A 13,713-nucleotide genomic window follows, 5' to 3' on the forward strand; every position below is an offset into this window, starting at 1 on the left:
CCCGTTTTTCCCGCCCTGGATCGCCCGTGCGCCCAATCCTGCGCCTGCTTCCCCTGCCGCTGATGATCGCGCTGTCGTTGCAGGCGCAAGCCGGCGATGACGACCCGCCGAACTGGCGTCTGTGCCCGATCGGCGACGTGATCCCGCCCTTCGCCGAGGCGCAGGCCGCGCCGGAAGGCGTGAACATCGACAACACCAGCCAGCCCACCGACATCGAGGGCGATGTGCTGTCCGGCACCGAGGCCAACCCGATCTTCCAGGGCAACGTGACCATGCGCCGTGGGGATCAGTTCATGGGCGCGGACCAGATCACCTTCGATCAGGAGCAGGAGCGCTATACCGCCGAGGGCAGCATCCGCTATCAGGGCGGTGGCCTGCGCATGCGCGCGGCGCGTGCGGAAGGCAACCAGGGCGACGAATCCCACACCATCCACGACCTCGACTACCAGCTGCTGTCGCGGCGCGGCAACGGCGGCGCAGACCGCGTGACCCTGAACGGCAGCATCGGCGCGCTGCACGGCGCCACCTATTCCACCTGCACGCCGCAGGATCGCCATTGGGAGCTGCGCGCCAGCAGCATCGAGATCAATACCGACACCGGCATGGCGGTGGCACGCGGGGCAACGCTGAAGGTGGGCAAGGTGCCGGTGCTGTACATGCCGTGGTTCATGTTCCCCACCGATGACCGCCGCCGCACCGGCCTGTTGATGCCGTCGATTTCCAATTCCGGGCGCAATGGCTTCGACTACCGCCAGCCGATCTACCTGAACCTCGCGCCCAACTACGACGCCACCCTCAACCCGCGCCTGATGAGCGAGCGCGGCGTGCAGCTTGGCGGGCAGTTCCGCTACCTGGTCGAAGGCGGCAAGGGCACGCTGGACGTGGCCTGGATGCCGGACGACAAGCTGCGCGACCGTGAGCGCTCATTGCTGCATTTCGATGGCGTGCAGAATCTTGGCCCGCACTGGCAGGCACGCGCCGACCTGAACTGGATCAGCGACCCGCGCTATTACGAGGATTTCAGCAGCAGCATCGATGGCCTGTCGCAGGCGACCTCGTACAGCGCGCTGGGCGTGTATGGACGTGGCAGCGGCTGGACTGCCGGCATCACCGCCGACCACTGGCAACTGGCCGACTACACCCTGACCGATGCGGTGCTGCCCTACAACCGCCTGCCGCGCGCGTATGCAAATTGGGAGTCGAAACTGGCTGGCCCGCTGCGCGGCGGCATCAATGCCGAGGCCGTGCGCTTCCAGCACCCGGACCAGGCCATCGCCGGCGGCAGCCGGCTTGACCTGTACCCGTGGCTGGCGGTGCCGCTGGAAGGCGATGCCTGGTTCCTGCGCCCGCAGCTGGGCTATCGCTACACCACCTATGCGCTGGATCGCGCGCTGGGGCAGACGCTGGCCGGCAATTCGCCCTCGCGCGGGCAGTCGGTCTTCAGCGTGGATGCCGGGCTGTTCTTCGAACGCAATACACAGGTCAAGGGCCACGACTACCTGCAGACCATCGAGCCGCGCCTGTTCTACCTGAACGTGCCCTATGCCGATCAGGCCGACATGCCGGTGTTCGATACCCAGCCGCTGACCTTCAGCTGGGGCCAGCTGTTCCGCAGCAACCGCTATTCCGGCGCAGACCGCCAGGCCGATGCCAACCAGCTCACGCTGGCGGTCAGCACCCGCATGATCCGCCAGTCCGACGGGCGCGAGCGGTTCTCCGCCAGCCTCGGCCAGATCCGCTATTTCGAGGATTCGCGGGTGCGCCTGCCCGACGAGCCGATCACCGAGAAAAGCCGCTCGGCCTGGGTGGTTGATACCAATTACGCACCCACCGACCGCTGGAGCTTCGGCGCTTCCTACCAGTGGGATCCCAAGTTCAAGCGCACCGACCTGGCCAGCGCCCGCGCCCGCTACCTGCTGCCGGACGACGGCGTGTTCAACCTCGCCTATCGCTACCGCCGGTCGCAACTGGAGCAGATCGACCTGTCCTTCCTGTACCCGGTCACGCCCAGCTGGAGCGTGGTGGGTCGCCAGTACTACTCGCTGCACGACGACCGCACGCTGGAAACCCTGGCCGGCGTGCAGTGGGACAGCTGTTGTGTTGCGGTTCGGCTTGTGGGCCGCCGCTACGTGCACAATCGGGCCGGTGACCTGGACAACGCCATCCTGTTCGAGATCGAACTGAAGGGCCTTGGCTCCGCTGGTCAGGACACCAGACGCACCTTGCGGCGTTCGATCCTCGGCTACAATCGGGACGACCTGTATCTGGTGCCGCCGCAGACCGCCACGGGCCAGTCCCAACCGCCCGACACCGCCGCCACCGACACGACCCCATGACCCCAATTTCCCGCCTGCGCCTCCCCCGCACCCTGATCGCCACCGTTCTGTCCGGCCTGCTGCTCGCCAGCGGCGTACAGGCACAGACCGCCACCCAGCCGGTGGACCGGATCGCCGCCGTGGTGAACGAGGACGTGATCCTGCGCAGCGAGCTGGACCGCGCCGTTGCCAACATCCGCGCCCAGTACGCCGGCAGCCAGACCCAGTTGCCGCCGACCGATGTCCTGGAGCGACAGGTGCTGGAGCGGCTGGTGCTGCTGCGCCTGCAGATCGCGCGCGCTACCGATGCCGGCATCACCGCCAGCGATCAGGACGTGGCGCAGGCCGTGCAGGGCGTGGCCGAGCAGAACGGCATGACCGTCGAACAGCTGGCCGCGCGCCTCGCGCAGGATGGCATGTCGATCAACGAGTTCCGCAACAACCTGCGCGACGAAATCATCACCCAGAAGCTGCGTCAGAGCTTCGCGCAGGGCCGGATCAACGTGAGCGAGGGCGAGGTCGATGCCGCCATGGCCTCGGCGACCGCCACCGCCAGCCAGCAATACCGCCTTGCCCACATTCTGGTCGGCACGCCGGACGGTGCCAGCCCCGAGCAGATCGCCACCGCCGAGAAGAAGATCGCGGGCGTGAAAGGCCTGATCGACCGTGGCGAGATGGACTTCGCCACCGCCGCCGTGCGCTACTCGGACAGCCCCAACGCACTGGAAGGCGGCGATCTGGGCTGGCGCGCCCTGAACGAAATCCCGCCGGCCTTCGCCAACGCCATCCAGCAGATGCAGAAGGGCCAGATCCTGGGCCCGGTGCGCGGCCCCAGCGGCTTCCAGCTGCTGCAACTGGTGGACAGCCGCACCCAGGCGGCGGGTGGCGGTGAGCAGGTGACCCAGTACTCCGCCCGCCAGATCCTCATCAAGATCGACGACAAGACCGATGACGCCGCCGCCAAGGCCAAGGCCGACACCCTGGCCGCGCGGCTTGCCGGTGGTGCCGATTTCGCCAAGCTGGCGACCGAGTCCTCTGACGATGCCGGCACCCGCCGCCGTGGCGGTGACCTGGGCTGGTTTGTTGCCGACCGTTACGGCACCGACTACGGCGTGCAGGTCGCCTCCTTGTCCGATGGCGAAACCTCGGCCCCGTTCAAGACCGATGCCGGCTGGGTGATCCTGCAGCGCGTCGGCAGCCGCCAGGTGACTGCCGGCAACGAGCAGCTGCGCGCGCGGATCCGCGAAACGATTGGCCGCCGCAAGCTGGAAGAGGAATGGGATCGCTTCCTTCGCGAGATGCGCGGTGAAGCCTATGTCGATGTGCGCGACGCGCAGGGCAAGTCCACCCGGCCGGAACTGCCGGAAACACCGAAGGAGCAGCACAAGGTGACCCCGGTGGACGCGCATCCCGAAGGAACCCGCGCCGCCGGCTTCTGACCCGCATGCGCCCCCGGCTCGCACTCGTCCCCGGTGAGCCCGCGGGCATCGGCCCTGAACTCATCGCCCGCGCGGCCCAACTGGGCTGGGACGCCGAGCTGACGATTTTCGGCGATGCCGCCAGCCTGCAGCGCGCCGCCGATGCGCTGCACCTGCCATTGGAACTGCATCGCGCAGGCAGCACGCCGGCATCGGCACGCAGCATCGGCATCATCGACATCCCGCATCCGGTCGCAGCGGCATTCGGCAGGCCGGAGCCGGCCAATGCCGCGTCCGTCGTCGAAGCGCTGACTCGCACCGCGCAGGCCTGCCTCAGCGGCGAAGCGGACGGCCTCGTCACCGGCCCTGTCCACAAGGCCGCGATCAATGACGGCGGCATCGCCTACACCGGCACCACCGGGCTTTTGGCCGCGCATGCCGGCTGCGAGGTGGTGATGATGCTGGCGAACCCGGCCATGCGCGTTGCCCTGCAAACCGTGCATCTGCCGCTGCGCGAAGTGGCCGGGCGGATCACGCCCGATGCACTGGAACGCACGCTGCGCATCGTCGATACGGCGCTGCGCACGCAGTTCGGCATCGCCGCACCCACCATCGCCGTTCTGGGCCTGAATCCGCACGCCGGCGAGGACGGTCATCTTGGGCGCGAAGAACTCGACATCATCATCCCCACGCTGGAACGCCTGCGCTGTGCGGGCATGCAGCTGGTCGGCCCGCTGCCTGCCGACACCGCCTTCCTGCCCGGCAAGCTGCGCGGCTTCGACGCGGTGCTGGCGATGTACCACGACCAAGGGCTGCCCGTGCTCAAGCACGCCGACTTCGCGAACGCGGTGAACATCACCCTTGGCCTGCCCTACCCGCGTGTTGCCGTGGATCACGGCACCGCGCTGGATCTGGCCGGCACGGGCGTGGCCGATCCGTCCAGCCTGTTCGCCGCGATCCGCTGCTGCACGCAGTTGGCCGCGCATCGGAGGGGCCTGCCATGAGCACTGGCTTTACCGAACCGGCCAAATCAAACCCTTCTGGCTTTTTCGCCGAGGCGAAAAAGCATCTCGGCCAGAACTTCCTGCACGAGAAGGGCGTGATCGACAAGATCGTGCAGGCCATCGACCCGAAGCCGGGCGATGCCATCGTCGAGATCGGGCCGGGGCAAGGCGCACTGACCTTCCCGCTGCTGCGCCGGCATGGCGAAGTCACCGCCATCGAGTTCGACCGCGACCTGCACGCGCCGCTGCAAGCCGCCGCGCGCGAACACGGCACGCTGCGGTTGATCGAAGGCGACGTGCTGGGCGTGGATTTCAGCAAGCTTGCGGCAGCGCTTGGCGTCGAAAAAATCCGCCTTGCCGGCAACCTGCCCTACAACCTCAGTTCGCCGATCCTGTTCCACGCGCTCGACCACGCCGCCGCGATCCGCGACATGCATTTCATGCTGCAGAAGGAAGTGGTGGAGCGCATGGCCGCTGGCCCCGGCAGCAAGGTCTATGGCCGTCTCAGCGTGATGCTGCAGGCCTACTGCACGGTGACGCCACTGTTCGTGGTGCCGCCGGGCGCGTTCCGGCCCGCGCCGAAGGTGGATTCGGCGGTGGTGCGGCTGGTGCCCAAGCCGCTTGAACGCATCGAGGTGCAGGATCGCGCGGTGTTCGCCAATGTCGTCCGCGCCGCCTTCGGCCAGCGCCGCAAGACCCTGCGCAATGCCCTGAACGGCGTGGCAGATGGCGCGTCCATCGAAGCCGCCGGCTTGCGCCCGGACGCACGCGCCGAGCAGGTGGAGGTGGCCGGTTTCGCAAAGCTGGCGAACCTGCTGGCACCGGGCTGAACGCCGCTTCATGCGCCGCGCCGCGCAGGCTCGCTAGAATGCGCGCATGAGCAGCACCGATTACGAACTCGACATCGCGGTTGATACCCGCTTTCTGGACGACCAATCCGCGCCGGAAGAGGGCCGCTTCGTCTTTGCCTACACCATCCACATCCGCAACCAGGGCAAGGTGCCGGCGCGCCTGCTGGGTCGCCACTGGCTGATTACCGACGGCAACGGCAAGGTGCAGGAAGTGGTGGGCGAAGGCGTGGTCGGCGAGCAGCCGTGGCTGCGCCCGGGCGACGGCTTTGAATACACCTCCGGCGCGGTGCTGGAAACCGACATCGGCACCATGCGCGGCAGCTACGACGTGCTGGCGGACGACGGCACCCGCTTTGCCGCGCCGATTCCGCCGTTCACGCTCGCCATCCCGCGCACCCTGCACTGACGCGGGTGGACTGATGGCCGTCTGGGCAATTGGCGACCTGCAGGGTTGCTACGACGTGACCCAGCGCCTGCTGGAGAAGATCCGCTTCGACCCGGCGGTGGACAAGCTGTGGTTCTGCGGCGATCTGGTCAACCGTGGTGGCCAGTCCATCGAAACCCTGCGGCTGGTGCATTCGCTGCGCGATGTCAGCCATGTGGTGCTGGGCAACCACGACCTGTCGCTGCTGGCGATTGGCGAACGCACGCCGGACGAACAGCGCAAGGTCAATCCCGACCTGCAGGGCGTGCTGTTTGCGGACGATGCGCGCGTGCTGCTGGACTGGCTGCGCGGCTGCGAACTTGCGCATGTGGATCGCCAGCTCGGCTGGATGATGGTGCATGCCGGCCTTGCGCCGAAGTGGACCACGCAACTTGCGGAGAAGCATGCGCGCGAAGTCGAAGCCCGCCTGCGCGGCGAACATTTCCGCAAGCTGCTGAAGAACATGTACGGCGACGGCCCGGAATGGTCACCGCGCCTGAACGGTGCCGAGCGCGACCGCGCGATCATCAATGTGTTCACCCGCATGCGCTATTGCAGCCCGCGCGGGCGCATCGCCTTCGAGCACAAGGGCGAACCCGGCACCCAGCCGCCCGGCCTGTACCCGTGGTACGCGGTGCCGGGCCGCGCCCAGCGCGACCTGAAAATCGTCAGCGGCCACTGGAGCACGCTGGGCCTGTTCGTCGGTCAGGGCGTGCATGCCATCGACACTGGCGCGGTCTGGGGCGGCAGGCTCACCGCACTGCAACTGGATGCCGACACCCTGCACGTGGTGCAGGTGCCGGGCCGCGACGTGCCCGCGCCACCGCCAAAGACGCGCCCACAGAAACACCGGCACCACCACCGTCACGGGCCACGTCGCGAGCCACGCGCGGATGGCGGCAGTCAGGCACCCGCTTCGGGTTCGGGCGGCGCTGCACCTGGCTGAGCCGCGCTGCGGTTGCGGTCACGGAAGCCGAACGCGGCGGTGTCGCTGCGCGCCGACACGATCATCCGCACCATGTTGGACGGCACCATCAATTCCAGCTGCACCTCGCGGCCTTCCGGCGTGCGGCCTTCCAGCGTCATCTCGATGAAGGCACCTGCGGTATCGACTTCGACACAGGACACATGCGGGCCGGCGGGGCCGTCCTGCAAATAAGGCTTGATGGCACCGCCCAGCGCGTCCAGCGCCTGCGGAAAGAAGAACACGGCATAGCCGGCGGCATCGTTCATGCAGTCATTCCTCCACGTCAGCAAGCAGGTGTACGGTCAGTGCGGCGGCGGCATCGCGGGCGATGGCGCGGGCTTCGTCCACGCTCGCGCCGCGCGCCAGCGTCACCGCAACCCGGCGATGGCCCGCCACCTTCGGCTTGCCAAACAGGCGCAGCGCAGTGTCCGGCTTTGCCAGCGCGGCATCCACGCCTTCGAATACCGGCACGCCATGTCCGTGCGCCAGCACCGCGCAGGATGCCGACGGCCCGTTCTGGCGAATCATCGGAATCGGCAATCCAAGGATGGCGCGCGCATGCAGGGCGAACTCGGAAAGCGCCTGCGACACCAGCGTCACCAGACCGGTGTCGTGCGGACGCGGGCTGACCTCGCTGAACCAGACGTCATCGCCCTTGATGAAGAACTCCATGCCGAATACGCCCCAGCCGCCAAGGTCATCGGCCACCGCGCGGGCAATGTCCTGCGCGCGCTGCAGCGCCAGTGGCGACATCGGCTGCGGCTGCCAGCTTTCGCGATAGTCGCCATCGCGCTGCAGATGGCCGATCGGCTCGCAGAAACTGGTGCCGCCGGCGTGGCGCACGGTGAGCAGGGTGATTTCGTAATCGAAATCGATGAAGCCCTCGACGATGCAGCGCCCGGCACCGGCACGACCGCCGGTTTGTGCGTAATCCCACGCAGCGTCGATGTCGGCATCCACGCGCACCAGCGACTGGCCCTTGCCGGAGGAGGACATCACCGGCTTGACCACGCAGGGCAGGCCCAGCGCGGCCACCGCTTCGCGATATTGCGCATGCGTATCCACGAAACGATACGGCGAGGTCGGCTGGCCCAGCGTTTCCGCCGCCAGCCGGCGGATGCCCTCGCGGTTCATGGTCAACTGCGCGGCGCGCGCGGTGGGGATCACGCGGGCGATGCCTGCGGCTTCCAGCTCCACCAGGGTCTGCGTGCTGATCGCCTCGATTTCCGGCACCACCAGATCGGGGCGCTCGCGTTCAATCAGCGCGCGCACGGCATCGGCATCCAGCATGTCCAGCACATGGCTGCGATGCGCGATGTGCATCGCCGGTGCGCCCGCATAGCGGTCGGCGGCGATCACCTCCACGCCGAAGCGCTGCAGTTCGATGGCGACTTCCTTGCCGAGTTCACCCGAACCCAGCAACAGCACGCGGGTGGCGTGCGGGGAAAGCGGCGTGCCAATGCGGGTCATGCGCAAATCCTGCGGTCGGGCGTGGGGACCTGCGCATTCTAAAGGCGCGCCATGCGATCCTTTGCGGATGCCGATTTCCCTTTTCGCGCGATTGTCACTGCCGGCCTGCCTGCTGGCGACCTGCTTATTGACGGCTTGTTCGTCGCCACCGCTGCCGTTCTCGCGCCTGTCCGGGCTGATTACCAGCGGTGAACTGGATGAAATCAGCGGCATCGCCGCATCACGCGCGCATGACGACGTGTTGTGGGTACACAACGACGGCGGCAACCCGGCGCGTCTTTACGCAATCAGCCGGCGCGGCAGGCTGCTGGCACGGTTCGACGTGCGCGGCGCCAAGAACATCGACTGGGAAGACATCGCCGCGTTCGAACTGGACGGCAAGCACTACCTGCTGGTGGCCGATACCGGCGACAACGGCGGCCAGCGCCGCGACTTCGTCCTGCATGTATTCGAGGAACCGGCCACGCTGGAACCAGGCAGCCTGAAGCCGGCATGGCGCATCCGCGCGCGCTGGCCGGACGGCCCGCGCGACTGCGAGGCGGTGGCGGTGGATGCCGCAAGCGGGCAGGTGCTGCTGGTCTCCAAGAAGCGCAGGCCGGCGGAATTGTTTTCGATGCCGCTGGCCGACCCCGGCAACGCATTTGTCGAACCGCGCCGGATCGGGCGGCTGGAGGGCGTGCCCGAAGCCGACGCCGAGCTGCAACGCAGCGACCCGAAGCTGGCAAAGCTCTTTCCACACGTCACCGCTGCCGACATCTCGCCCGACCGCAGCACGCTGGCGGTGCTGACCTACGGCAGCGTGCTGTTCTACCGCCGCGTGGGCGACGAAAGCTGGGCCGATGCCGTGGCCCGCCCGCCCGAGACCCACGACGTGCCACTGATCCCGCAGGCCGAGGCCTTGGGCTGGAGCGCGGGCGGCGGTGGCCTGTACGCCACCGGCGAGTTCAACCCCGCGCCGCTGTTCTATCTGGTGCCGCAAGGCTGAACCGGGCTGCGCCGTTTGTCGGAACGGCCTTGCGAAACTGATATCATTTTGATATCAATCTCTCGAACGCCGCTTCCTGCGGCGGACTTGCAGAGGCCGCAGCCATGAAAGAACGCCCCATCCACTCGCTTCCCGGCATCCCCTATCTGATCGGCGTGTTCACACTGACCGTCCTCGCCGTGTGGCTGGTCGCCACCGGCATCGGCCCGGATCCGGACATCAACGGCCCGGTCTCGGGCCTGCGCATCGTCGCCGGCATCGTGGTCGGCATCTTCGCGTTCCTGAGCCTCATCGGCCTTTACACGGTGCAGCCCAACCAGGCCGCCGTCATCAGCCTGTTCGGCAAGTACATCGGCACGGTCAAGGACAACGGCCTGCGCTGGAACAACCCGTTCTTCTCGAAGAAGAAGGTGTCGCTGCGCGTGCGCAACTTCGAAAGCGGCAAGCTCAAGGTCAACGAGCTGGACGGCAGCCCGATCGAAATCGCCGCCGTGATCGTGTGGCAGGTGGTGGATGCCTCCGAGGCCGTGTTCAACGTGGATGACTACGAAAGCTTCGTGCATATCCAGTCCGAGGCCGCGCTGCGCTCGATGGCGACCAGCTACCCCTATGACCAGCACGAGGAAGGCCAGCTTTCACTGCGCAGCCACGCCGCCGAAATCAGCGAACACCTGCAGAAGGAACTGGCCGAACGCCTGGCCGATGCCGGCGTACAGGTGCTGGACGCGCGCATCAGCCACCTTGCCTACGCACCGGAAATCGCGCAGGCCATGCTGCAGCGCCAGCAGGCCAACGCGATCATCGCGGCGCGCACGCGGATCGTCGCCGGCGCGGTGGGCATGGTCGAGATGGCACTGGCCGAATTGCAGAAGAACGGCGTGGTGCAGCTGGACGAGGAGCGCAAGGCGCAGATGGTCAGCAACCTGCTGGTGGTGCTGTGCGGCGAGCGCAGCACCCAGCCCATCGTCAACACCGGCACGCTGTACTGAAGCCGCGCCACGGACGCCACGCGACGTGAACGAGAAGAAGGCCTACCCGCTGCGCATCAACGCCGACGTGCTGGCGGCGGCGCAGCGCTGGGCCGATGACGAGCTCCGCAGCCTCAACGCGCAGATCGAATACGTGCTGCGCGACGCGCTGCGCAGGGCCGGGCGGTTGCCCGCGCCAAAAACCAACCCGGAGGATGAAACATGAGCAATCGCTGGCAATACAAGGTCGTCGAGGTTTCACCCGCGTTCTTCGGGAAATCCGGCGAAAAGCTGCAGGACGAACTCAACAAGCTGGGCACGCAAGGCTGGGAGCTGGTCGAGGTCATCCAGTCGCAGGCGATGGATACCTACCGCATGTTCCTGAAAAAGGAGGCCTGACATGCTGCACATCGCACACCTGCTGGAACAGCGCTTCCACGCGCGCAGCAGCACGCGCATGCTGATTGTCTCGCTGCTGTTGCTGGCGCTGGGCCTCGGCCTGTTGCTGTCAGGCCGCGCCAGTGCGCAAACTGCCGACACGCCCGCCGCACTCGCCACCCGCGCACTGGATCATCTGGATGCCGGGCAGTACGCGCAGGTCGAAGCGATGTTCAGCGCGAACATGGCGGCGGCAGTGCCCGCCGACAAACTCAAGGCGGTGTGGGAATCGCTGCCGGCGCAGGTCGGCAAGGCCGGCGGGCGCGGCGAAGCCAAGGTGTCCACAGAGGGCGGCGCGACACTGGTGAAGGTGCCGCTGCACTACGAACTGGCGGAACTGGTGGCGAGCTTCGCCATTGATGGCGAAGGCAAGATCGTCGGTTTCCTCATCCAGCCCGCGCAGGCCGCTGCGCCCGCGCCCGCACCGGCAGTTGCCGAAGATGCTGCCTACATCGAACGTGATTTCAGCATCGGCGAAGACGCACGTGCCCTGCCCGGCACGCTGGCAATCTCGAAAAATATCGACAAGCCCGTGCCCGCCGTCGTCCTCGTGCATGGCTCCGGCCCGCAAGACCGCGACGAAACCATCGGCGCGAGCAAGCCCTTCCTCGACATCGCCCGCGGCCTGGCCGCGCAGGGCATCGCCGTGCTGCGCTATGAAAAACGCACCAAGGCACGCCCGCAGAATTTTGCCAACGGCAACTTCGGCGTGGACGAGGAAACCACCTTCGACGCCGTGCAGGCGGTGGATGCGCTGCGCAAGACGGACGGCATCGACGGCAAGCGCGTCTTCGTGCTCGGCCACAGCCAGGGCGGCATGATGGCCCCGCGCATCGCTGCGCTGTCCGGCCACGTCAGCGGATTGGTGTTGCTGGCCGCGCCTGCGCGCCCGCTGCTGGACATCGTGATCGAACAGAACCGCCGGCTGGCCGTGCTGGACGATGGCAAGACCAGCGATGCCGAACGCGACGCCATCAACGCGCTGATCGAACAGGTACGCATTACCCGCAACGCCGCCACCGATCCGGCGACGAAAACGGTGATGGGCCAGCCGGTTGGCTACTGGCGCAGCATCGATGGCGTGGATCCCGTCGCCGAAGCGCAACGCGTGGCGCTGCCGATGCTGGTGCTGCAGGGCGCGCGCGACATCCAGGTGGTCGATGCCGACTGGCAGGCATGGAAGGCCGCGTTCGACGGCGATGGCAAGGTGCAGTTCAAGCTGTACGAAAAACTCAACCACCTTGCCATCCCCGGCGAAGGCGAAGGCTCGCTGGCCGAATACCAGCAGCCGGGCCATGTCGATCCGCAGTTGATTGATGACGTGGCCGCGTGGATCAAGGCGCACTGAATGACGCACGCATCGGCATCACGGTCGTTCGAGGTCAGCCCGCCCGCCGCGTTCGCCTGGGTGACATTGGTGTTGCTGGGCGGCGTGCTGCCGCTTGGCATCATCGGCGTGGCATGGTTGACGCATCAGCAGATGCACGGCGTGTCGTTCGCGCTGATCGTCATTCCGTGCGTGTTGGTAGCACTACTGCTGTTGATGCGGCGGCGCTCGGTGCGGTTGCACGACGGCATGCTGGACGTGCGCGCGGCGCTGTATCGCAAGCGCGTGGCGGTGAGTGAACTTGATCTGCAGCGCGCACGCATCGTCGATCTGGCCGAACGCACCGAACTGCGCCCGTGGCTGAAAAGCAACGCCGTGTCGATGCCGGGCTTCCACGCCGGCCACTTCCGGCTGCGTGGCGATTTCGGCAAGGCGTTCTTCCTGCTCACCCAACGCGAGCGCGTGCTGTGGCTGCCGCTGCGCGACAGCAAGACCCAGTTGCTGCTCAGTCTGGAACGCCCGCAGTCACTGCTGGACGCGCTCGCCGCGTCGTAACCACAGTTACGTAGGCGTGGAGCTTGCTCCACGCATCACCTGCGTCTCATGTGCCGAGCAAGCTCGGCACCTACGGGTTGATTACAAACTTGTTGCAACTCATTCTCGTTTAGGCGCACAATGCGCGCCGCCAGCAGCCGCATCGTCCGGTTTCGCCAGCCCTACTCTCCCCGGACTGGAACCGTCGATGAAACCGCTGCCCCTGCTGGCTGGCCTGTTGGCCGGCATCGCCACCTTTGCCGCCGCCGCGCATACGCCCTACCTCGCGCCCAGCGATTTCGCGCCGCAGCCGGGCGCGACCATCGCGCTGGATGCCGCGTTCGCCGAAACCTTCTTCGTGCCGGAATCGGCATTCGACGGCAGCACGTTTGAAGTCACCGGCCCGGACGGCAAAGCCATCGCGCCGGACAAGGTGCAGCCGTTCAAGCTGCGCGTGGTGGCCGAGCATGTCCTGCCGAAGACGCCGGGCACCTATCGCTTCAGCACCGGGCCGCGCCTCGGCGCGTTCTTTCGCACCTGGGAAATCAACGGCAAGCGCGAAAGCTCGCGCGATGCCGATGCAAGGATTCCGGCAGGCGCAAAGATCATCTCCGATTTCCGTTCGCTGACGCGCGCAGACACCTACGTCAGCATCGGTGCGCCCGACCGCGCCGCGCTTGCGCCGCGTGGCGAAGGCCTTGAACTGGTTGCCATCGATCATCCCAATGACCTGTACGTGGGCGAACACTTCGCCTTTACCGTGCAATACGACGGCAAGCCGCTGGCCGGCCAGAAGGTGGAAATCACCGAGGCGACGTGGACGTCCGACCGCAAGCCGCAGGTCATCGAACTGACGACCGATGCCAACGGCAAGGCAACGATGGAGCTGAAGCAGGCCGGCACCTGGCTGGCGCTGAGCCGCCATCGCACGCCCGCACCAGCAGATGCCGGCGTCAGCGAATACAGCAACAGCACCACCCTCAGCTTCCGCGTGCTCGCGCAGTAAGCGCAC

General features: G+C 67.0%; 15 protein-coding genes. 13 read left to right on the top strand and 2 right to left on the bottom strand.

Annotation, left to right across the window (positions count from 1 at the left end; genetic code table 11):
* The first annotated feature begins 26 nt into the window (after positions 1-26).
* Genes lptD through QM612_RS08655 form a run of 6 tightly spaced genes read left to right on the top strand, consistent with a single transcriptional unit; the run spans position 27 to position 6,958 of the window.
* Positions 27-2,336 (top strand): LPS-assembly protein LptD, encoded by a 2,310-nt coding sequence (gene lptD / locus QM612_RS08630; RefSeq protein ID WP_415253493.1) that lies wholly within the window; start codon positions 27-29, stop codon positions 2,334-2,336.
* Positions 2,333-3,754, top strand: a complete 1,422-nt coding sequence (locus QM612_RS08635) for a peptidylprolyl isomerase (protein ID WP_415253494.1) — start codon at positions 2,333-2,335, stop codon at positions 3,752-3,754. Before lptD ends, QM612_RS08635 begins: the two co-directional genes overlap by 4 nt.
* A gap of 5 nt (positions 3,755-3,759) precedes the next feature.
* Positions 3,760-4,737 carry a 4-hydroxythreonine-4-phosphate dehydrogenase PdxA gene (pdxA, locus tag QM612_RS08640; RefSeq protein ID WP_415253495.1) on the top strand — a complete coding sequence of 326 codons (978 nt, stop codon included), beginning with the start codon at positions 3,760-3,762 and terminating at the stop codon, positions 4,735-4,737.
* Positions 4,734-5,567 (top strand): 16S rRNA (adenine(1518)-N(6)/adenine(1519)-N(6))-dimethyltransferase RsmA, encoded by an 834-nt coding sequence (gene rsmA / locus QM612_RS08645; protein ID WP_415253496.1) that lies wholly within the window; start codon positions 4,734-4,736, stop codon positions 5,565-5,567. Before pdxA ends, rsmA begins: the two co-directional genes overlap by 4 nt.
* A 46-nt stretch (positions 5,568-5,613) precedes the next feature.
* Positions 5,614-5,994 (top strand): Co2+/Mg2+ efflux protein ApaG, encoded by a 381-nt coding sequence (apaG, locus tag QM612_RS08650; protein ID WP_415253497.1) that lies wholly within the window; start codon positions 5,614-5,616, stop codon positions 5,992-5,994.
* A gap of 13 nt (positions 5,995-6,007) precedes the next feature.
* Positions 6,008-6,958, top strand: coding sequence for a symmetrical bis(5'-nucleosyl)-tetraphosphatase (locus QM612_RS08655; RefSeq protein WP_415253498.1), 951 nt, complete (start codon positions 6,008-6,010; stop codon positions 6,956-6,958).
* Here QM612_RS08655 and QM612_RS08660 read toward each other — a convergent pair.
* Together QM612_RS08660 and purT are read right to left on the bottom strand one after the other, a co-directional pair.
* A complete protein-coding gene (locus tag QM612_RS08660) occupies positions 6,916-7,245 on the bottom strand; it encodes a hypothetical protein (protein ID WP_415253499.1) in 330 nt (109 codons plus the stop codon). The genes QM612_RS08655 and QM612_RS08660 overlap by 43 nt on opposite strands.
* A 4-nt stretch (positions 7,246-7,249) precedes the next feature.
* Positions 7,250-8,449: a formate-dependent phosphoribosylglycinamide formyltransferase gene (gene purT / locus QM612_RS08665; protein WP_415253500.1), complete on the bottom strand. Its 1,200-nt coding sequence runs from the start codon at positions 8,447-8,449 to the stop codon at positions 7,250-7,252.
* Positions 8,450-8,516: 67 nt separating this feature from the next.
* Here purT and QM612_RS08670 point away from each other — a divergent pair, with 67 nt between their 5' ends.
* The 7 genes from QM612_RS08670 to QM612_RS08700 all read left to right on the top strand — a co-directional run bounded on the left by QM612_RS08670 (position 8,517) and on the right by QM612_RS08700 (position 13,707).
* A complete protein-coding gene (locus QM612_RS08670) occupies positions 8,517-9,434 on the top strand; it encodes a hypothetical protein (protein WP_415253501.1) in 918 nt (305 codons plus the stop codon).
* Positions 9,435-9,538: 104 nt separating this feature from the next.
* Entirely contained in the window at positions 9,539-10,423 is an 885-nt protein-coding gene (locus tag QM612_RS08675; RefSeq protein WP_415253502.1) for an SPFH domain-containing protein, read from the top strand.
* A 25-nt stretch (positions 10,424-10,448) separates the two neighbouring features.
* Positions 10,449-10,628 carry an Arc family DNA binding domain-containing protein gene (locus tag QM612_RS08680; protein WP_415253503.1) on the top strand — a complete coding sequence of 60 codons (180 nt, stop codon included), beginning with the start codon at positions 10,449-10,451 and terminating at the stop codon, positions 10,626-10,628.
* Entirely contained in the window at positions 10,625-10,801 is a 177-nt protein-coding gene (locus QM612_RS08685) for a DUF4177 domain-containing protein (protein WP_415253504.1), read from the top strand. Before QM612_RS08680 ends, QM612_RS08685 begins: the two co-directional genes overlap by 4 nt.
* A 1-nt stretch (position 10,802) precedes the next feature.
* Positions 10,803-12,188 carry an alpha/beta fold hydrolase gene (locus QM612_RS08690; protein WP_415253505.1) on the top strand — a complete coding sequence of 462 codons (1,386 nt, stop codon included), beginning with the start codon at positions 10,803-10,805 and terminating at the stop codon, positions 12,186-12,188.
* Positions 12,189-12,722 (top strand): hypothetical protein, encoded by a 534-nt coding sequence (locus QM612_RS08695; RefSeq protein ID WP_415253506.1) that lies wholly within the window; start codon positions 12,189-12,191, stop codon positions 12,720-12,722.
* A gap of 187 nt (positions 12,723-12,909) precedes the next feature.
* Complete coding sequence (locus QM612_RS08700) at positions 12,910-13,707, top strand: DUF4198 domain-containing protein (RefSeq protein ID WP_415253507.1); 798 nt, start codon at positions 12,910-12,912, stop codon at positions 13,705-13,707.
* Positions 13,708-13,713: the final 6 nt, after the last annotated feature.

It is taken from the genome of Thermomonas sp. (genome assembly GCF_047606765.1).
In the GTDB taxonomy this organism is placed as follows: Bacteria; Pseudomonadota; Gammaproteobacteria; order Xanthomonadales; family Xanthomonadaceae; genus Thermomonas.

Coding starts and splice junctions, on each gene's coding strand:
- QM612_RS08700 (WP_415253507.1), top strand. CDS start 12,910: ATGAAACCGCTGCCCCTGCTGGCTGGCCTGTTGGCCGGCATCGCCACC.
- pdxA (WP_415253495.1), top strand. CDS start 3,760: ATGCGCCCCCGGCTCGCACTCGTCCCCGGTGAGCCCGCGGGCATCGGC.
- apaG (WP_415253497.1), top strand. CDS start 5,614: ATGAGCAGCACCGATTACGAACTCGACATCGCGGTTGATACCCGCTTT.
- QM612_RS08675 (WP_415253502.1), top strand. CDS start 9,539: ATGAAAGAACGCCCCATCCACTCGCTTCCCGGCATCCCCTATCTGATC.
- QM612_RS08685 (WP_415253504.1), top strand. CDS start 10,625: ATGAGCAATCGCTGGCAATACAAGGTCGTCGAGGTTTCACCCGCGTTC.
- QM612_RS08655 (WP_415253498.1), top strand. CDS start 6,008: ATGGCCGTCTGGGCAATTGGCGACCTGCAGGGTTGCTACGACGTGACC.
- QM612_RS08695 (WP_415253506.1), top strand. CDS start 12,189: ATGACGCACGCATCGGCATCACGGTCGTTCGAGGTCAGCCCGCCCGCC.
- QM612_RS08690 (WP_415253505.1), top strand. CDS start 10,803: ATGCTGCACATCGCACACCTGCTGGAACAGCGCTTCCACGCGCGCAGC.
- purT (WP_415253500.1), bottom strand. CDS start 8,449: ATGACCCGCATTGGCACGCCGCTTTCCCCGCACGCCACCCGCGTGCTG.
- QM612_RS08670 (WP_415253501.1), top strand. CDS start 8,517: ATGCCGATTTCCCTTTTCGCGCGATTGTCACTGCCGGCCTGCCTGCTG.
- rsmA (WP_415253496.1), top strand. CDS start 4,734: ATGAGCACTGGCTTTACCGAACCGGCCAAATCAAACCCTTCTGGCTTT.
- QM612_RS08635 (WP_415253494.1), top strand. CDS start 2,333: ATGACCCCAATTTCCCGCCTGCGCCTCCCCCGCACCCTGATCGCCACC.
- QM612_RS08660 (WP_415253499.1), bottom strand. CDS start 7,245: ATGAACGATGCCGCCGGCTATGCCGTGTTCTTCTTTCCGCAGGCGCTG.